Below are 18938 nucleotides of genomic sequence, written 5' to 3' on the forward strand. Positions count from 1 at the left end.
GATTTAGGGAATCTTGGCTTGAATTAGCCAAGATATAGGGAGCTGCAATAACGGGTTTAGGAGGACTCTGCCTCGACCCCTTGGCGGGTGAGCAAATCATAGAGAACATCCACCACCGCTTGAGCAGATCCCTCTAAAAACGAGCGATCAAGGGTCTCCGGGGTATCACTAGGACGGTGGTAATGGGGGTTACGAAAGTTCGCGGTATCTGTGACCATCACCGCCGGGGCCCCCGCTAACCAGAAAGGAGCATGATCGCTGCGGAGTAAATCTAGAATTGGACCCACGGGCACAGTGAGCGTCACAATCTCGGGAACATCAGAATCGGATACTCTCTCAAAGGCATCCGTCAGATGACGGTAGGGGAGATTACCCACAACTCCGAGAAAGTCACCTCGTTCTGGGAGTGAGTCCGGTAATCCGGGGGGATAGGTTTGACATCCCACCTCATCACAAGCATAGCCCATCATTTCCAGGATAATGGCTCCAGCTAGGTTGTCCAAAGTCTCCGGGGAAACGTAGGCCAGACTTCCCTGTAAACCGATTTCTTCGAGGTCAAATAAGACTAACCGTAAGGCTTGGGGGGTGGGGTCACGTAGCAGCCAGGCTGCTTCCAAGACGGTAGCCACAGCACTGGCGTTGTCATCCGCGCCGGGAGAGTTGGGAACCGTATCATAATGGGCCCCCAGTAGAAGGGTTGTCCCATTGGGTTGAGTTCCCGGCCGTTCGGCGACCAGATTTACCCCCCCGTCAAATTCATGGTTACGAACGCTCCAGCCGGCGGATTCTAGTTCCCCGCGCAGATAGTCACGGGCCTGACGGCGATCGCTCTCTTCAAAGCGAGGTACAGCCAGAGCTTCCACCGTTTGAAAAAGGCGATCGCCATCAATCCTGGGGGCGGGGTCCGAGATAGGGGGAGACATGAGCGGGGGGGGAGACGCTGAGGTTGGGGCGATGGTCTCCTGAGGGGGGTCTGATGTGGCAGAGTCTCCCGGACTGGGTGCTAAGGGGCGATCGCCCCCACAGCCGAGAAGCCCTAACATCAGAATGATGCTCAAGAGAGAGTGACGAAACCTCATACGTCTTAATCCGTTAACGACGGCGACGACCCAAACTGCGGGAGGGCGATCGCGATCGGCCACTGCCAAAACCACCGCCCCGCTGCTTCACCGTACTGGATCGTTGCCCATTACCCTGGAGACGGCTGGCCCCAATTCCTGAACCCGTGGCCCGTCCAGACGGCCGCACCGAGCTACTTCCAGGACGATTCCCTGGACTACCGTTGCGTAAACTACCGGTTGTCCGCAGGGTCTGGCGATTCTTGACCGCTGCTGGAGGTTGATTATGTTTTTTCTGGTAACTCTCAACGGCCTGGCTGTAGCTACTCCCGGACCCCCCATAGCCCCTTAAGGTTGTACCGGGTTGATACATGGGGGGAACATAGTAACTCGGGGAAAACAGAAGACTACCAATAGCCTGACCCGCTAGAGCCCCGGCAAAGGGACTCCAGAAGCTCGACTGTTGGCGTACCACCACCGTTTGCGGCTCACCGGTTTGAGGATTGGGTTGAGTTTCAGTGACGGCGTGAATGTAGTCGATGCGAAAATCTGTAGCCAAATGCAACACCGGTTGTCCGTTGTCGAACCCGAGATAGGAGCGTTCTCCAGCGGCGACTTCCTCCTCCGTTAGAGGCATCATCTGCACATCGGGACTGCTGAACAGGGGAGGCTGTCCTGCAGGAGTATTGAGTAAGACAAGTTGATACTCACCGTTCTCATCGTTATATTGCGCTTGCTGAATGGGATAAGTCCCACCGCTGAGGGTGGCCGCTTGGGCTAGGGGGGGATGCAGGAGCGATCGCTCAGAGGTTAGCTCACCCCCGAGGCTCCAGATCAGGCTAATACACAACAATCCAGCTAGAACTCTACGCCACATAGGACTGGTCTTAAAAAGGGTTAATTCACTCGGTATGTTTTCTAGGATACGCCAAACCACTCGGGAAACGTAGCTGGGCACTTCAGAGGGGAATAAGTTCCGGGAAATTTTCCAGAACTTGGTCAGCCGTCAGACTTTCACCAAAGCGGGCCGGCGAAAAGTGGATCTCAATCGCCTCTAGTTTATCTTGGGCGGCCAAGGTCATGACAGCTTGAAGTCCTTCCGTAAGGGCATCAATATCGGCTAAATCCTGTTCCAGGTCAGGACATTCTCCCTTCGTAACAAACGTGAGCATCACCACCACATTGTCACTGGGGATCAGGAACAGGGTATCGTCTTCAGCGTCAGACTCCAAGACTTGAGGTTGACTGAGATAGCGTTGCGCCGAGTCGGTAAAGAGTTCATTGAAGTAATCCGAAGCCTCCCCTTCATCCCAGACCACATCTCCTTCATTGGCAGCAGCTTGCCAATAGGGTTGTAGTTCCAGGAGATATTGACAGATTTCCACTAGCCCCCGCCCCAGTTGGTCTAACGCATCCTCCCCATTGAGGGTTTGTTGGGCTACACGATTGAGGGTTCCCAGGAGGGGGTTGATTTGCGCTCCCGCTAACTGAACCATGATGCGGGCTACGACGAATCGCTCTTTTCCGGTGACACGCTTGAAGCGCTCGCTTAAACTACTCATGGGGTCTTTATGCAATCAAGTCGCCCCTAATCATATCTCGAAATGTTCGGTCATTTCCTCGGGTGGGGTAGGGAATTCCTGGAAGACCTGACCCTTTCTTAAAATTATTTAACACCCAACCTCCTTGACAACAGACCCATCCAACTGACGAAACTCCATTAAGAATCGTAGCAATCCATTAAGAATCATGTTAAGCGAAACCCAAAGCTAAAGTGATGACCGTAGTCTAAAAGAAGTCGAAGTGTTGGTTAGAGCGGGTCAAACCGTTGTGGCTGCAAGGTCAGCCGATTGACCAAAAGCATTTTACTGTTTAAGACTTACGGAGAATACCCTATGAAATTGGCTTATTGGATGTATGCGGGTCCAGCCCATATTGGCACACTTCGCATTGCCAGTTCCTTCAAAAACGTCCATGCCATTATGCACGCGCCCCTAGGAGATGACTATTTTAATGTTATGCGATCGATGTTGGAGCGGGAGCGAGATTTCACCCCAGTGACCACCAGTGTGGTCGATCGCAACGTCCTAGCACGGGGCTCTCAGGAAAAGGTGGTTGATAACATCACCCGTAAAGACCGTGAGGAGCATCCAGATTTAATCGTCCTCACTCCCACCTGCACCTCCAGCATTTTACAAGAAGATTTAGAGAACTTCGTCTCCCGGGCCCAGATGGAGGCTCAAGGAGATGTGTTGTTGGCCGATGTCAACCATTATCGCTTCAACGAGCTGCAAGCGGCCGATCGCACCCTCACTCAGATTGTCCGCTACTACATCAACAAGGCTCGTAAACAAGACCAACTGCCCAGAGATAAAACCGAGATGCCTTCGGTCAATATCCTGGGAATCTCCACCTTGGGTTTCCATAATCAGCATGATTGCACGGAACTCAAGCGCCTCATGGCAGATTTGGGCATCGCAGTGAATGCGGTGGTTCCCCACAAAGCCTCGGTTCATGATCTTAAGAATCTCTCTCGGGCTTGGTTTAACCTGGTTCCCTATCGAGAACTGGGTCGGGGTGCGGCCGAGTACTTACAAGAGGAGTTCGAGATGCCTTTTGTGGATACAACGCCCATGGGGATTGTCGAGACAGCCCGCTGTATCCGTCAGATTCAGAAGGTCTTGAGGGAACAGGGGGCGACCGTGGACTTTGAGGAGTACATCGACCATCAAACTCGTTTTGTCTCGCAAGCGGCGTGGTTCTCTCGTTCCATTGACTGCCAGAACTTGACTGGGAAAAAAGCGGTGGTGTTTGGGGACAATACCCACGCGGCGGCGATGACGAAGATTCTGGCCCGTGAGATGGGGATTCATGTGGTTCTGGCGGGAACCTACTGTAAGTATGATGCAGACTGGTTCCGGGACCAGGTGAGCGAATACTGCGATGAGGTGTTGATTAGTGAGGACAATGGGGAGATTGGGGATGCGATCGCCCGCCTGGAACCCTCTGCTATCTTTGGCACTCAGATGGAACGTCACGTAGGCAAACGCCTCGATATTCCCTGTGGTGTCATTTCTGCCCCGATTCACATTCAGAACTTCCCCGTAGGCTATACCCCTTATCTGGGGTATGAGGGAGCCAATCAGACCGTGGATCTGATTTACAATTCCTTCACCCTGGGGATGGAAGACCATCTCCTAGAAATCTTCGGGGGCCATGACACCAAAGAAGCCATCACCAAAGGAATGTCAGCGGATTCCGATCTCAATTGGAGTAAGGATGGGTTGGCTGAGTTGAACAAAATCCCCGGCTTTGTGCGCGGTAAGGTGAAACGCAACACCGAGAAGTTCGCCCGGGAACGGGGGGTGGATTCGATTACCGCTGAAGTCCTCTATGCGGCGAAAGAGGCGGTGGGTGCTTAGTGGGTTGCATTAGCCCTTAACACCAGTGGATTTAAGTTTGGGGCGATGGCGATCGCCCCAAACTTGTCTAGAACTTGATAGTTTCCCTAGCGACTCATGGCTAACATTCGTTCAATAGGTTTCAAGGCCGCCAAGCGGATGTCTTCAGGGAGGGTGATTTCTGGCTGACGCTGGCTCATGGCCAGATAGAGTTTTTCCAGGGTGTTGAGGCGCATGTGAGGACATTCATTACAGGCACAGGTTCCTGTTGGAGGAGCCGCAATGAAGGTTTTGTCCGGCATGGCTTTCTGCATTTGGTGAATGATTCCCGGTTCTGTGGCCACAACAAAGGAATTGCCCTGACTCTGTTGGGCATATTTTAAGAGGGCGGTGGTGGAACCGATGTAGTGGGCGTGGCGTAAAACGGGGGTTTCACATTCCGGGTGGGCGATGATTTCCGCTTCGGGATGTTGGACTTGTAATTGCACCAGTTTCTTCTCGGAGAAGTTCTCATGGACGATACAGCTACCATCCCAGAGGAGTAACTCTCGGCCGGTTTGTTCCATGACGTAACGGCCGAGGTTGCGATCGGGGGCGAAGATAATCGGCTGGTCCAGGGGAATCTGGTTGACGATATCCACGGCGTTAGAACTGGTACAGATGATATCGCTCATGGCTTTGATGGCAGCGGTACAGTTGATGTAGGACACCACCAAATGGTCAGGATGAGCGGCTTTGAAGGCGGCGAAGGCCTCGGGAGGACAGCTATCGGCCAGGGAACAGCCGGCGTCTAAGTCGGGGAGTAGAACCAGTTTATGGGGATTGAGGATTTTGGCGGTTTCTGCCATGAAATGAACCCCAGCAAAGACAATCACCTCGGCATCGGTATCGGCGGCTTGGCGGGATAAGCCGAGGGAGTCACCGATGTAGTCAGCAACATCCTGGATGTCGGGGTCTTGGTAATAATGGGCCAGGATGACGGCGTTGAGGTCTTGCTTCAGGGTGGCGATCGCCTCGAAGAGATCGTCAGGAAGTTGAGATTGGCTAGGTTGAGAGAAGGGTACGGTCGTAAACACGGTGAAAAAAGATGAGGGGATGGGACGTTAACAAAATGTTAACTGAATTATAGTGGGTTTTACCAAAATCCCGTCATCTCTTTCGGGGGAGAGAGGGTTACCACAGAGTCACAGAGGGCACAGAGGAAGAGGAGGAAGAGGAGGAAGAGGAGGAGGAAGAGCCTCTTACCTTCTTCCCCCTATTCCCTGTTCCCTGTTCCCTGTTCCCTTCTTCCCCCATTACGCCGTCTTAGAAAACTGATTGGCAAGAAGTTTGGTTTTTAGCCCCAGTTCGATCGCCTCTAATACCCGAGTCATCCCGGTAGTGTTGACCATTTCTGGAGTTTTTTCAGCTTTTTGAGCCACTTGCATGGCTTTCTCGGTTAGGGAATGGCTGGCATAGCCGGTGATAATTAACAGGAGATCCGCACTGTAGATGTGGCTTTCGACCTGTTGAGCCATTTGTAGGCCTTCCTGGGCGGTACACCAGACTAACTCAACGTCAGAGTCCCGGAGACGGTTCTTGACAGCGGTGGCGAGGCGATCGTGTCCCCCAAAGACAACCACTTTTCCTTGCAGTTGACTGTAGGGATTGGGACGTTTTTCTGAGGTGCGATAGCGGGTTCGGGGCTGTACTTCCGAAGGACGTTCTACTCGGGAGCGGTTCTCCATCGCTTTATGATAGATAAAGTTAAGGGTCTGTTCATGGGTTCCCCGCAGCCGGGCAACAGGCCCCTCTTCACTCAGAACGTTAATACGGTCAATTAAGGCTTCGACGACTTCTTCGAGAGCATCAATGGCTTTTAAGTCGGTGGTGTATCCTCGTATAGCGACAGCAACGTCGGTAGCACTAAAGAAATCTTGCTGTTCTGAGATGGTTTCGAGCAAGTCTTGCTTGAGGGCCAGTCTCCATTGGTGGGTTTGTTCTGATAACTGTTCGTCTAGGAGACGTTCTTCGTATAAGATGAGTTGGCGATCGACGGTTTGAGCTGCTAAAAGGGGGGCATTTTCCAGTTGCTCCCGGATTTCCTGGGCTTTTTGTTCGAGTTTCTCACGGCCGGTGCTCTCCTTGATGTTTTCGGCGTCATATTGCTTCAACATCGCTTGCACTTGGTTTAACAGGGGCTTGAGCTTGGCTTCGATTTCTTTGGTTTTTTCCTCGATTTGTACATCGCGCTGCTGCTGAAGTCGGTTTTCTTCCAACTCGGCTTTTGCCAAGGATAATAGGCTACTCACAGAATTCTCTAGGTTGCCAAGGTCATTAATATCCATAGGGTCTGGGTTCTCGAAGAATGAAAGGATGCCGTTGCAGCGTTAGAGTATTTTTACTCTTTGGGAGTTGACTCTACCTGGGTCGGGTACAACGGTCATGCTCTCTATGATACGCCTGGATTAACCCGGTTTGTCTTAAGACTGTTGCAATTCCAGATGCTGTTACCCCTGAGCCAGCTTGAGGTTCCTAAGATGTTCTCATTGTTAAGCTGTCTGGGAGACTTGGCTCTGGGGATGATGACGGCTCGGTTTCCGTAACGCCGGTATCCTAAAATGAAACGATACCTTGCTATAGGGGTCACCATGGCTTGTTCCATCATCGGCTAGGGTGAAAGGCTTGAGCCGTGCTGACTGCCCCAGGGTGCAACTGTATGACGACCGCATAATCACTGCTCTTACATCCCTGTCTTCTGTCCGAGAGAACTCATGACTTCTGAGAATACCCTGGATACTATTAAGTCTGCCCTGAACTCCCAATCGAAAGCGTTAGATCTGTGCGATCGCGGCTTAACGGAACTTCCCCCCGAGATTGGTCAACTGCATCAACTGGTGGCCCTGAGTCTCAGTGGCAATGCCTTATCTCACCTCCCGCCAGAAATTGGACAACTCCAGAACTTGAAGTTACTGGATCTAGAATGGAATGAGTTTGATGAATTTCCTCCCGAAATTTTACAGTTAAGTCAGCTACGGGAACTCTATATCAGTGGCAATCTATTAACCCAAATTCCGGTAGATCTCCATCAACTGAGCTATCTTGAAAAACTCCATGTCAACAATAACCGGTTACGAGATCTCCCACCGGACTTAAGCAAGCTGTTTAGCCTGCGAGAACTGTCCCTCCGGGATAATCAACTGAGGGCAATTCCTGAGACCTTCTACCGTCTGACTCGCTTGCGAAATTTCTCCTTGCGACAAAACTGTCTATCTGAGTTTCCCCCAGCCATTTGCAATTTAGAAAATTTGCACAGTCTTTCCCTCAGCCATAATCCAATTGGTGGAATTCCTGGGGATATTTCTCGCTTACAACATTTGCGCCAACTGGCTCTGGGCTTCAATCAACTTGAACAACTTCCTTCAGAACTCTATCAGTTAAAACAACTCAAACAACTCTATTTGAATGATAATCAGATTCAGGAGTTACTCCCTGAGATTAAGCACCTCAGTTCCTTAACAGAGTTGTACCTCTACAATAACCAAATTCGAGAGTTACCTCAAGAAATTGGGGAGCTGCAAAACCTAAAAACCCTTTCATTAAGTGGCAATCATCTAGATGGTTTACCGTCCAGTTTAGCTCAACTTGTTCAACTGCGCTCTCTAGCGGTTAGTAGCAACCAATTTTCTGAATTTCCAGCGGTCATCGGACAACTTCAACAACTCGAAGAATTGGCATTAGGGGGCAATAACTTTGAGGGATTTCCGGCTGAGCTACTTCAACTCAAACATCTAAAAAATTTAGCTCTCTGGGATAATCCCCTAGGCAGCTTACCCCCTGAAATGACTCAACTCCAAGACTTGGAAATTCTCAATGTTCGCAACACTCAATTAAATCAGTTTCCGGAAGAGTTGGCTAAAATGCCCAAGCTGAAATACCTCTACATTGATAACAATCCCCTTGCAACCCTGCCCAATGAAGTGGTAGAAGCGGGGAGTGAGGCAGTTTTAGCCTATCAGAAAGTACAGCCTGACCTGTCCCCAGACTAACCCAGCCTGGGGCAAAAAACAGTCCTTCACCCCTGAATTAGCCTGCCCCAACGGCTTGCTTACGATTGCGGGTTTCCAGGAAAATCAATAAGGCATTAATATCCGCTGGATTGACCCCACCAATACGGGACGCTTGTCCTATGGTCACTGGGCGAACTTTCATGAGTTTTTCCCTAGACTCTTTAGAGAGCGTTTCAATAGCGTTATAGTCCAAATCAACGGGGAGGGGTCGATTGGCTTCCCGACTGACTTGGTCAATTTGCCGTTGTTGTCGTTGGAGGTAGCCGGAGTATTTGATATCAATTTCCGCCCCTTCCCGTTCCGCCGTTGTTAACTCAGGATTCCCCAGTCCCCAGCGGTTTAAATCTAGATAATGGAACTTAGGACGACGCAATAAATCCGCAAGAGTCACAGATCCTTTAATCCCTTGACCCGTTTCAGTGACAATTTGCTGGCCAATTTCATCATGGGCCTTAACGCGATTGTCTTGCAGACGCTGTTTTTCAGCGGCGATATTAGCTTGCTTGCGTTGGAAGAGGTCCCAACGGCGATCGTCGATTAAGCCAATTTGACGGCCTAAGGGAGTGAGACGGCGGTCGGCATTATCCGATCGCAACACCAAGCGATACTCCGATCGCGAAGTCAACATACGATAGGGTTCCCGCAACTCCTTCGTACAGAGGTCATCAATCAGGGTTCCTAGATAACTCTCCTCCCGAGGGAAGACAATCATCTCTTGACCCCGGACAAAACGGGCCGCATTAATTCCCGCCACAATTCCCTGGGCCGCTGCTTCTTCGTAGCCGGTGGTTCCATTGATTTGTCCGGCACAAAATAGCCCCTCCACCTGTTTTGTCATTAGGGTGGGGAAACATTGCGTCGCTGGGAGATAGTCATATTCAACAGCATAAGCCGGGCGTAACATGACGCAGTTCTCCATCCCCGGTAACGTCCGCAACATCTGCAACTGCAACCGTTCCGGGAGTCCGGTGGAGAACCCTTGAATATACAACTCTGGGAAATCCCGTCCTTCCGGTTCAATGAAAATCTGATGACTGGGTTTGTCGGCGAAGCGGACAATCTTATCTTCAATACTAGGACAGTAGCGAGGGCCCTTAGCATCCACCCAGCCGCCATAGACGGGGGATAGATGTAGGTTTTCTTGAATGATTTTATGGGTTTCAGCGGTGGTGCGTGTCAGATAGCAGTTGACTTGTTCCCGTTCCAGCCAAGCCTCGGGGTCAAAACTAAACCAACGTACCTCTTCATCGGGGGGTTGGGGTTCCATTTGGCTGTAATCTACGGAGCGTTTGTCAACCCGCGCTGGGGTTCCTGTTTTGAGGCGATCCGTCTCAAAGCCCAATTTTTGCAAGGTTTCCGTTAAACCCAGGGCCGCGAACTCCCCAGCCCGTCCTGCGGACATGGATTTGTTGCCGACCCAAATCACCCCCCCCAAGAAAGTTCCCGTGGTGAGAATGACGGTTTTACAGCGGAAGGCAACCCCGAAATAGGTTTGTACGCCAATAACATCCTCGTTTTGACCTAATACAATATCAGTGACCATCCCTTCCCGGACCGCCAAATTTTCCTGATTCTCAATAATTTGGCCCATGACAGCGGCATATTCCCGCTTATCTGTTTGGGCCCGCAAGGCCCAGACTGCTGGGCCTCGGGAGGAATTGAGGACGCGCTTTTGTAGATAGGTGCGATCGGCCATTTTGCCAATCTCGCCCCCAAGGGCATCCACTTCATGGACTAATTGTGACTTCGCCGGGGCCCCGACCGCCGGATTACAGGGTTGCCAGGCGATTTTATCTAAATTTAGGGTTAACAACAGGGTACGACAACCAAGGCGGGCCGTGGCCAGGGCAGCCTCACATCCGGCGTGTCCTGCACCCACCACGACCACGTCAAATTCATCTTGAAATTCTACGGCAGTTTCCAGGAGCATGGGGGTTGGTTTGAGCTGATGGGTCAATTGGCCATTGTAGCGCGTCAGCCAGCAGACGCTGATGGCGAGGGAGATGCCAAACAATGGAGCATCACCCAGAGCAATTTTAGCCAGAATTGTTCAAGGGCTTTTTCAGCTTTATCCTGCGTTTTGGGGTTGGGTCGAAGATACCCTATCCCCATCCACCAGCCGGCCAGCTTCACTTCTTCTGTCTTTTTGAACTGAGGTCTTTTTCCGCCTTAATGGCCCCATTGGACATCACTAAGCCACTCCCGACCAAGATCGCGATCGCAAAGCCAACGACAACCCAATCCATCCAAGCTGGAATCTCCATGATGGTCTCCTATACTCTGGTCTACACTTGAGAGCTTATCGCATTGGCTCACCGATCCGGGACTCTACCTCGCGGTCAATCCCGATTTCAAGCTACAATCTTAAGAGACTTAAAGAAAGTTAACGATTTAGTTCAAGCAAGCGAAAACATCCGTGGAATCGTCTCAAGCCAAGCCTGACCGCTCATTTGAGTTCAACAGTATCGAAGAGGCCCTAGCTGACCTGAAGGCAGGTAAGTGCGTTGTGGTCGTCGATGATGAGAATCGAGAAAATGAAGGAGATGTCATCTGTGCCGCCGATGCAATCACCGGCGAAATCATTAACTTCATGGCCGTCGAAGCCCGAGGGCTAATCTGTCTGGCCATGACGAAGGAGCGTCTGGATGAATTGGATCTGCCCCTGATGGTCACCAGTAATACGGAAGCCAATCAAACGGCCTTCACCGTTAGTATTGATGCCTCACCGGAGTTAGGGGTAACAACAGGAATTTCTGCCGAAGATCGGGCCTGTACCATTCGCGCGGCCGTGGCTCCCACGACGCAACCGAAAGACTTGCGCCGGCCGGGGCATATTTTCCCGTTACGGGCCCAGACGGGAGGGGTGCTCAAGCGAGCGGGCCATACTGAAGCCGGGGTCGACTTAGCCCGCTTAGCGGGCCGCTATCCGGCTGGGGTCATTTGCGAAATCCAGAACCCCGATGGAACGATGGCGCGGCTTCCAGAATTGATTGAATATGCCAAAGTCCATCACCTGAAACTGATTAGCATTGCCGATCTGATTAGCTATCGGCTGCAAAACGAACGCTTTATTCAGCGAGAAACCATTGCCGCTCTCCCCTCGGAGTTTGGCAACTTCCAGGTCTATGCCTATCGCAACCAGATGGATAACACAGAACATCTGGCGATTGTTAAAGGAGACCCGACCTCTTTTGGCGATCGCCCCGTTTTGGTGCGCGTCCATTCGGAATGTCTCACCGGTGATGCCCTCGGTTCTCTGCGTTGTGACTGTCGTCTGCAACTGCAAGCGGCCCTCAAAACCATTGAACAACGGGGGGAAGGGGTCGTCCTGTATCTGCGCCAAGAAGGACGGGGCATTGGGCTAATTAACAAGCTCAAAGCCTATTCCCTCCAGGATATGGGACTCGATACCGTAGAAGCCAATGAACGCCTCGGCTTCCCCCCCGATTTACGAAATTACGGCGTGGGGGCCCAGATGCTCAATGACCTGGGGGTTCACAAAATCCGTTTGATTACCAACAACCCCCGCAAAATCGCGGGTCTTCGAGGGTATGGCATCGAAGTGGTCGATCGCGTTCCCTTACTGATTGAAGCCAACGACTACAACTCCGTCTACTTGGCTACCAAAGCCAAGAAGCTGGGTCACTTATTACTGCAAACCTATCTGGCGACCGTGGCCCTGCACCTGCGGCAACCCTCCCTCTCCCTCGATGAGCGATCGCAATTCATCAAAGACCTCCAAGACTTGGCCCGGGAGCATCATCTCCTGTTACAAGAAGAAACTCGTCCGGTCACCGTCGCCTTATTTGGCCCCTCGGCCTTGACCTTCCATTTAGGCTTTGACCAAGCGAACCTGGCACAAGTGGATTGGTACGAAAACCTCGACCATCCCTACGTCAAGGCCCTGGTGCAAATTCTGGATCGCCTGAGCACCTGGGGGGCGATCGCCTCTCTGGAATTTCTCCTTTCTAACGGTCAAGACCCTATGACCAGTCTCAAGGGGAAATTGGCCCGGCGCAACCTAGCCCCAGGGGAATTTCCCTCTGCGATTTGCGCCGACTGGGCCACCCAGAACATCTACCATGTGGAGCCAACCGCCTTACATTAGGCTTTGGCTTCCACCATCTCAATCACATTCCCCTGAAGGTCTTTCAAGAGAAAATTCAGGGGTTTCTCACTGCGAATTTTATACTTTGCCCCCTGACGTTGGGCTTGTAGCAACACCTCTTCGAGACAGTCGCGGTCAAAACAGACATGACGTTGGCGATTCTGCCGTCCTAGACTGGCTCCAGCAATCACATGAAGCTGGGCATTCTTTTTCAGTTGATACCACAACCCTTCCGGCTCGGCACTGGGCCGGGAGGGGCCAAAGTCTGCCGAGAGATAGAGGGGGTCCACGGCCGCCGCCCCGAGAGTCTGATCATAGTTGTAATAATAATGCAGGGGCACTTCGGCAGCCGGCAGTCGTAGCTCACCTTCATAGAACCGTTGGGCGATCGCCAAATCGGATACCATCACCGTATGCACTTTCGGGGCGCTGGTGAGGAACATCCACATGGCCACGCCGTAGGCCGCCAACAACATCACCATGATGCCCTGAGTGGAGAACAACGTATCCATTAAGGGCAGGGCAGCAAAAACACTCGGGGGAATCAGTAAACTAAAAACAATGTCAACCATATATATGTCCGAATTGGGGGAACTCTCCCACGTTCAACTGGTGAATTTCTCCCTATAGTCTAGCTAATCTGACACCCTTGGTGAACGGAAGCCCCGGCAACCTTTTGACGGTTGAGTCTTGATTTCCCCATCAATCGGGCGTCCTTGCCCTTGATTCGGACAGTCGCCACGGTATGCTAAAGACAGGTTTTTCCCACTGGCGAATCATCGTGCAAATCCCAACCTTCCCTGAAGCTCAACATCCGATCGTCAAGTCCCTGTTCCACCACAGCGATCGGGAACTCCTCACTCTCTATCAACGGTATCCACAAGAGGGAAAGTATTTTACGGCTCTGTTTTGTCGCTACAGTGCCATTGTCTATACCCTCGTTCACCATTCCGTCACCTCTCCGGTGCGGGCCGATTACCTATTCGTGCTGATTTGGCAACGGATTTTCCATGAAATGCGATCGCTCGATCTCAATCCCAGTGCCGATGCCAATGATGACGAGACGGGAGAAGTCACCCTACAGAATTGGCTCATTCAACTGACGGCCCTGTCTATTGAACAGGCTCAACTCCCCGATGTCGAGGCCATTCAATACTCCCTTGAGAGTGCCCCACCTCCCTTATGGTGCTATCTTCAACAAGCCCTCGATCTTCTCGATCCCCTGCTGCGGCTGATGGTGGTCATGTCCCAGACGTTTAAATGGAGTGAAACTCGCATTGCGGCCTATCTACAGGCGGAAGGAGAACGACTCACCCCAGCGGATGTGGCGCGGCAGTTGCCCTCAGGCTATCGTGAGCTGGAGGCGAATCTCCCGGAGGATATCCGGGCTATTTATCTTGAAAGTGGGGAGAATCTGGCTGAGCCGTCAGCGGCCCATTTGTCGGAACAATTATCGTGAGATTTATCGTGAGATTGAGGTGATAGAGGGACAATGCCAACTTGGGTTAGGACTGTGACTCGGATACCACTGTTGCTAGTACTGGGACTTCTGATACCGGCTCCTCTGCTGAGTCAAACGGTTCAGGAGAGAGACTCGGGAGTCCGGATTGAACGCAACCGTGAAACCTCTCCTCGCCGTGAGGCGGATGATTTACTTCACAAAGGGCGTCAGCAGCGCGATGAGGGGAATTACGAAGAGGCGATCGCCCTTTGGCAACAGGCCTTGGAGTTATACACTCAAATGTACGACTGGGGGGCGATGACCCACCTCTATACTCAGTTGGGGTCGGCCTATGCTCAGTTGGATAATTTAAGGCAGGCCCAGCAGATGTTCGAGGCCCAGGTATCCCTAACGCGACGGCGAGATAATCGGCGGGCCCTGATGGCGGGGTTAAACAATTTAGGGACAGTCTTATTACGTCGAGGACAGTTGGATGCTGCCCAAACTCATTTTGAGGAAGCTCTGGCCTTAGCTACGGAAAGCAATGTGATTCGGGTGTTGGGCTTAACGTACAGCAATTTAGGCCTCCTCGAAGCCAGCCGTGGCAATCACCGCCAGGCGATCTCCCTCTATGAACAGGCCTTACAATATCGCATCCAAGCCCGAGATGTGTCCGGCCAGGCGAATACCTTTAATCATCTCGGGGATGCCTATTGGGCCTTGGATGACTATGAGAATGCGATCGCCAATTATGGGGCCGCTTTACGACAGGTGGAGGGAAGAGAGTCCCAGTTTGAGAACTACTTACGGGCCATCGACGGTCTGGCCACGGCCCATCAATCCGTTGGACGCTATCTACGGGCCCAGGAACTGCTCGAAGCTCGCCTAGAACGAGTCCGAGAACGGGGAGATCTGCGCCAGGAAATGAGAAGTTTAGAAGCCTTGGCTCAGCTACATTTGGCTGCCGGTGAGCGTAGGGAGGCGATTCGCCTTTACAGCGGTGCGATCGCCCTAGCGGAACAACTCGAGGATATTCGAGCCGTCTCAGCCTTAGAAAATGCCTTAAGTCCCCTCATCCGTCCCTAGAACCTGACTCGTCCAACTCTACTCAAATGACCGCCCAAAGGGGGACAGGGCCAGTTGGAAGGGGTGTCTGAGTTAAGAATTGGGGGCGATCGCCCGTTCAAACTCCTCTAAGGAAGAGAGGGTAACGGCTTGAATCAGTAAGGTTTTCAGATACGTCGCATCATCAATGGCGTTGATGCGATCGCTCAGGGAACTGGGAACCGTTCCAAAGCGAGTTTCCAAGATATCCAGGATATCCTCACGGCGACTCGTCAACACTCCGGCTGAGACTCCGGCGGCTTGAGCGAAACGCTCTAGGGGGGTGATATAAGGCATTTTTTCCTCCTCCTCAAAGGCGGCAATTTCGGTGTTAAACGATGACTCCAACTCTTCCGGGAGGGTCATGATCCAGTTCACCAGTCGGAAGAGTTCCAGAATGTTTTGACGGCTATAGCCCCGACGGTATAGGCTTTTTGTCACTTCCAGCTTCCATTGTAGTCGTTGGTTGGGCTGCTGTCGGGTGGCTTGGGTTTTTAAATGAGCCATCACCATCACCGCAAAGGGGTTCACATCCTCTTGTAGCTGGTCCCACTGGTCTTGATACTGTAAGAGTTTGACGCTGGGAAACTCGAACGAGATTTTGCTGTCCCAGAGTTCATAGCCGAAATTCTTCGGGGTCCAGTTGGGTCGATCATCGGCTAGAATCACTAGGGTTGCCACCGGTAGCTTGTAGCGGTCGAAGATGCGATAGTTATAGACGAACACTCGTTGGTCGAAGAGCGCTTCGTATTGACTTTGCACTTCGAGATGGATGAGGACGAGGGCCTCCTGGTTGTCTTTACGCCAAACTTTTACCAGTTTATCGACCAGTCGTTTTCCCAGTTCCGCATCTCGGACAATTTGCTGGAACTCTTGGTCAAGAAACTCGTATCCCCGGGACCAGTCGATATCTTCATAGGCTTGGGGAAAGAAAAAAGCCATGAAGTCGGGGAAATAGACTTCTAAGGCTTCTTTCCAGGGGCTGTCATAGTCATTGGTTTCCGATGGACTCATGGCGTGATGTGATGTTACACCCGGTGCATCTCAGTTAAAAGATGAGTATGATTGGGTCAAGAGAAATGGGTGGAACTGGGGTCAGTAATCTGCTAATGCCTTATTCAGGTATGCCCTGCCGCCCTAGCGGAACAACTCGAGGATATTCGAGCCGTCTCAGCCCTGGAAAATGCCTTAAGTCCCCTCATCCGTCCCTAGAACCTGACTCGTCCAACTCTACTGAAATGACCGCCCAAAGGGGAACAGGGCCAGTTGAATCAGTTTAAAATGTTGCTTGGCGAAGGGCAAACCAATGATGGTAATTGCCAAAATGGCAGCATGGATTAGGTGCGAGAGGGCAATCTCCCAACCAAACAGCAGAATCCAGATGACATTGAAGACCGTCTTGAGGGTGCTGTTGGGGTTGTCATCTTCAACGATTTTGCGTCCGAAGGGGGTCATGGTAGCAAAACCGAGCTTAATCGCTTGCAGTCCAAAGGGAATCCCAACAATGGTCAAACAGAGTCCCAGTCCGCCGATAATATAGCCCAGCCCCGAGAGCAAGCCGCCGAAAATTAGCCAAATAACGTTCCCAATAAGGCTCATAGTGGTTTAGATTGATGAAAGTTTGGCCCAGGCCCCCATTATAAACCGCAAAATCCAGGAAATTTGCCCTATGGACGAGCAAACAGCCCGTAATTTCATCCTCGATCAAGGCATGGCGTTACAAGAGCGACGTAATCCCAATGCCCTCTTGGTGTTATTGCAGCAGGGTAAGTCGCCGGTTCCTGGACAAATGACCTCGGTGTTATTGGCCTTAAAGATTCTCTATCAGTCCTTGCAAGGACAGTCCCAGATTGATCGCCCTCTCGCCTACGCCCTTCATCGCCTGGCTCGGGATAGCCGTTATCATTTTGAGGAGGGCCGCCGCAATCGAGTGGCCTGGTCTCCTCTCCTCATCTCTGATTTGGAACGGCTCGACCAGTTAGTCTCTAGTATCCTCTCCGGAGTCTGGCAAGGGTGAGGTATAAATATCAGGGGAGTCCTCATGAGACTCTTCTTCAGCCTCGGGTTCAGGAGTTTCCTCAGCCTCTAATTCAGGAGTCTCCTCGACCTCTAGTTCAACGTCATCATCCACAGAGGAGTCTTGGGGGGCTAGGGCCTGTAAGTCAGTTTTGACGGTGGGGATATCGTCCAGGAGAATCAGGGCCAGTTTGCCCAATACTGGCTCTTCACCGTTTCGTTCCGTAATCTCTAGCCAGTAGCCAAAGCGATCGCCCTGCCAGAGTTGACCTCGCCGTTGATGCTGGCCCCCCGGACCGGTGGGGTGAACATACTCATAGACTAACTCGGCGTTACGATAGTCTTGATAGAGGTCGAGGCCATAGACGGAGCGGACAGCTTCAACCAGCCGCTCAGAGGTGACCCCATTGTTATAGTCCAAGAGTTCAAGCCATTCACTGCGAATCCGTGTTTCCCCAACCCCTAAACCCCGCTGGGTGGGCAGGGTTTTCGAGGCGACAAAGGTAAACCGTTGGCCGGGAACGTCACTACGGCTAACTCGTAAACTTCCCCGTCGGCCATCGGGAAGGAGGGGATTACTGTAAATCCAATTTGCCACCTCACTCACCCTCTCCCCAGGAAGGGACCAAGCGGGGCCCGGAGCCATTAAGATGAGGGCGATCGCACTTCCCACTAGGGACGCGAGAGGCTTAACCATGGCTTGTTTGAGCATCAGCAAGTGTTTCTCCATTGTTGAATCCGCGTGAACACCCGTTCAGTTAAGTGACTGTCGTTGACATCAAACCATTCAATCTCAGGATAGGCGCGAAACCAGGTTCGTTGACGCTTGGCAAACTGACAGGTATGTAACGTGGTTTGGGCGATCGCCTCCTCTAAGGAAATCTCCCCTCGCCGGTAGCCTCGCATCTCGGCATAGCCCAAGGTCTGTAATAAGGGTAAATCATCCCCATAGCGATCGCACAGATGATTCACTTCCTCGACCAACCCCATCTCCACCATCTGCCGAGTTCGCCGGGCAATCCGTTCTCGTAACGGGTCTGGATCGGCGTGCAATCCTAGGTGTAAAATAGGATACTTGGGCGGCTGTTCTCCTTGTTGTTCTGATAAGGGACGACCACTGACGTAATAGACCTCTAACGCTCGCAAGGTCCGGCTCGCATCATTGGGGTGAATCCGTTGACTCGCTGGCTCATCGACCTGTTGCAGCAGTTGGTGGCATTGCCGTTGACCCAACCGCTGAAGCTGCGATCGCAACTGAGGCTGGGGGCTGATGGCCGGCATCCTTAAGCCTCGGGTCACCGACTTAATGTAAAGTCCCGTTCCCCCCACCAACAGCGGCGGCGACTCCGGACAGTTCTGATGCTGCCGAGCAATCTGCTGTTGCGCCTGGCGTTGATACTGTCCCATAGTAAAGGTCTCACGGGGGTCACAGCTATCAATAAAATAATGAGGAACCTGCCGTTGTTGCTCAAGACTCGGTTTCGCCGTGCCGATGTCAAACTCCCGATATACCTGTCGTGAGTCCGCACTGAGAATGACCGAGCCTAGCCTCTGGGCCACGGCGATCGCCAACTGCGATTTTCCCGTTGCCGTCGCTCCACAAATCACGATTAGGCCCCTCACCGATTCTCTCCCCGCAAACTCAACAAATTTTAGTATATCCAACCCCCACCCTAATTTATCCCCAATTTGGTCTAAACGCGCCGTGAGCCATTTTGTGTTAGAATTTTGGTGATTTTTGTCGTTATTTAAAAAATCTAG

19 protein-coding genes are annotated in these 18938 nt (G+C 52.0%); 7 read left to right on the forward strand and 12 right to left on the reverse strand.

Annotated elements, in window-relative coordinates; genetic code table 11:
- Positions 1-56: 56 nt before the first annotated feature.
- The 3 genes from NEA10_RS09600 to NEA10_RS09610 form a co-directional block, all read right to left on the reverse strand.
- Positions 57-1154 carry a M28 family peptidase gene (locus NEA10_RS09600; RefSeq protein ID WP_252665121.1) on the reverse strand — a complete coding sequence of 366 codons (1098 nt, stop codon included), beginning with the start codon at positions 1152-1154 and terminating at the stop codon, positions 57-59.
- Positions 1093-1935, reverse strand: coding sequence for a hypothetical protein (locus tag NEA10_RS09605; protein WP_252665122.1), 843 nt, complete (start codon positions 1933-1935; stop codon positions 1093-1095). The genes NEA10_RS09600 and NEA10_RS09605 overlap by 62 nt, the downstream gene beginning before the upstream one ends.
- Before the next feature lie 82 nt (positions 1936-2017).
- Positions 2018-2620 (reverse strand): DUF1517 domain-containing protein, encoded by a 603-nt coding sequence (locus NEA10_RS09610; protein WP_252665123.1) that lies wholly within the window; start codon positions 2618-2620, stop codon positions 2018-2020.
- Between the two features lie 333 nt (positions 2621-2953).
- Between NEA10_RS09610 and bchB the strand changes: the two genes are divergently transcribed.
- A complete protein-coding gene (gene bchB, locus NEA10_RS09615) occupies positions 2954-4480 on the forward strand; it encodes a ferredoxin:protochlorophyllide reductase (ATP-dependent) subunit B (protein ID WP_252665124.1) in 1527 nt (508 codons plus the stop codon).
- 86 nt (positions 4481-4566) lie between these two features.
- On the opposite strand, the gene nadA is transcribed toward bchB, so the two are convergent.
- On the reverse strand, positions 4567-5535 hold the full coding sequence (nadA, locus tag NEA10_RS09620) for a quinolinate synthase NadA (protein ID WP_252665125.1): 969 nt from the start codon (positions 5533-5535) through the stop codon (positions 4567-4569).
- A 219-nt stretch (positions 5536-5754) separates the two neighbouring features.
- Positions 5755-6786, reverse strand: a complete 1032-nt coding sequence (locus tag NEA10_RS09625; RefSeq protein WP_252665126.1) for a DUF2325 domain-containing protein — start codon at positions 6784-6786, stop codon at positions 5755-5757.
- Between the two features lie 60 nt (positions 6787-6846).
- On the opposite strand from NEA10_RS09625, the gene NEA10_RS09630 reads away from it, so the two are divergent.
- Together NEA10_RS09630 and NEA10_RS09635 are read left to right on the forward strand one after the other, a co-directional pair.
- On the forward strand, positions 6847-7044 hold the full coding sequence (locus NEA10_RS09630) for a hypothetical protein (protein ID WP_252665127.1): 198 nt from the start codon (positions 6847-6849) through the stop codon (positions 7042-7044).
- A gap of 168 nt (positions 7045-7212) precedes the next feature.
- Positions 7213-8487 (forward strand): leucine-rich repeat domain-containing protein, encoded by a 1275-nt coding sequence (locus tag NEA10_RS09635; protein ID WP_252665128.1) that lies wholly within the window; start codon positions 7213-7215, stop codon positions 8485-8487.
- 37 nt (positions 8488-8524) lie between these two features.
- Here NEA10_RS09635 and mnmG read toward each other — a convergent pair whose 3' ends face one another.
- Both mnmG and NEA10_RS20865 read right to left on the reverse strand, forming a co-directional pair.
- Positions 8525-10438: a tRNA uridine-5-carboxymethylaminomethyl(34) synthesis enzyme MnmG gene (mnmG, locus tag NEA10_RS09640; RefSeq protein WP_252665129.1), complete on the reverse strand. Its 1914-nt coding sequence runs from the start codon at positions 10436-10438 to the stop codon at positions 8525-8527.
- 199 nt (positions 10439-10637) lie between these two features.
- Positions 10638-10772 (reverse strand): hypothetical protein, encoded by a 135-nt coding sequence (locus NEA10_RS20865; protein ID WP_258719061.1) that lies wholly within the window; start codon positions 10770-10772, stop codon positions 10638-10640.
- A 152-nt stretch (positions 10773-10924) separates the two neighbouring features.
- Here NEA10_RS20865 and ribBA point away from each other — a divergent pair, with 152 nt between their 5' ends.
- Positions 10925-12616 (forward strand): bifunctional 3,4-dihydroxy-2-butanone-4-phosphate synthase/GTP cyclohydrolase II, encoded by a 1692-nt coding sequence (gene ribBA, locus NEA10_RS09645; protein WP_252665130.1) that lies wholly within the window; start codon positions 10925-10927, stop codon positions 12614-12616.
- Here the strand turns inward: ribBA and NEA10_RS09650 are convergent.
- On the reverse strand, positions 12613-13188 hold the full coding sequence (locus tag NEA10_RS09650; RefSeq protein ID WP_252665131.1) for a VOC family protein: 576 nt from the start codon (positions 13186-13188) through the stop codon (positions 12613-12615). The genes ribBA and NEA10_RS09650 overlap by 4 nt on opposite strands.
- 209 nt (positions 13189-13397) lie before the next feature.
- On the opposite strand from NEA10_RS09650, the gene NEA10_RS09655 reads away from it, so the two are divergent.
- Positions 13398-14075, forward strand: coding sequence for a sigma-70 family RNA polymerase sigma factor (locus NEA10_RS09655; protein ID WP_252665132.1), 678 nt, complete (start codon positions 13398-13400; stop codon positions 14073-14075).
- 54 nt (positions 14076-14129) lie between these two features.
- The gene (locus NEA10_RS09660; protein WP_252665133.1) at positions 14130-15143 is read left to right on the forward strand and encodes a tetratricopeptide repeat protein; all 1014 of its coding nucleotides are present in this window, start codon (positions 14130-14132) and stop codon (positions 15141-15143) included.
- Positions 15144-15215: 72 nt separating this feature from the next.
- On the opposite strand, the gene NEA10_RS09665 is transcribed toward NEA10_RS09660, so the two are convergent.
- Both NEA10_RS09665 and NEA10_RS09670 read right to left on the reverse strand, forming a co-directional pair.
- Complete coding sequence (locus NEA10_RS09665; RefSeq protein WP_252665134.1) at positions 15216-16175, reverse strand: RpnC/YadD family protein; 960 nt, start codon at positions 16173-16175, stop codon at positions 15216-15218.
- Between the two features lie 216 nt (positions 16176-16391).
- Complete coding sequence (locus tag NEA10_RS09670) at positions 16392-16760, reverse strand: YccF domain-containing protein (RefSeq protein WP_252665135.1); 369 nt, start codon at positions 16758-16760, stop codon at positions 16392-16394.
- Positions 16761-16830: 70 nt separating this feature from the next.
- Between NEA10_RS09670 and NEA10_RS09675 the strand changes: the two genes are divergently transcribed.
- Complete coding sequence (locus tag NEA10_RS09675; protein ID WP_252665136.1) at positions 16831-17178, forward strand: Dethiobiotin synthetase; 348 nt, start codon at positions 16831-16833, stop codon at positions 17176-17178.
- Here the strand turns inward: NEA10_RS09675 and NEA10_RS09680 are convergent.
- Together NEA10_RS09680 and miaA are read right to left on the reverse strand one after the other, a co-directional pair.
- Positions 17140-17907, reverse strand: a complete 768-nt coding sequence (locus NEA10_RS09680; protein WP_252665137.1) for a hypothetical protein — start codon at positions 17905-17907, stop codon at positions 17140-17142. The two genes, NEA10_RS09675 and NEA10_RS09680, sit on opposite strands and share 39 nt — an antisense overlap.
- A complete protein-coding gene (gene miaA / locus NEA10_RS09685; protein WP_252665138.1) occupies positions 17889-18800 on the reverse strand; it encodes a tRNA (adenosine(37)-N6)-dimethylallyltransferase MiaA in 912 nt (303 codons plus the stop codon). The genes NEA10_RS09680 and miaA overlap by 19 nt, the downstream gene beginning before the upstream one ends.
- Positions 18801-18938: the final 138 nt, after the last annotated feature.

The organism is Phormidium yuhuli AB48, assembly GCF_023983615.1.
Taxonomy (GTDB): Bacteria; Cyanobacteriota; Cyanobacteriia; order Cyanobacteriales; family Geitlerinemataceae; genus Sodalinema; species Sodalinema yuhuli.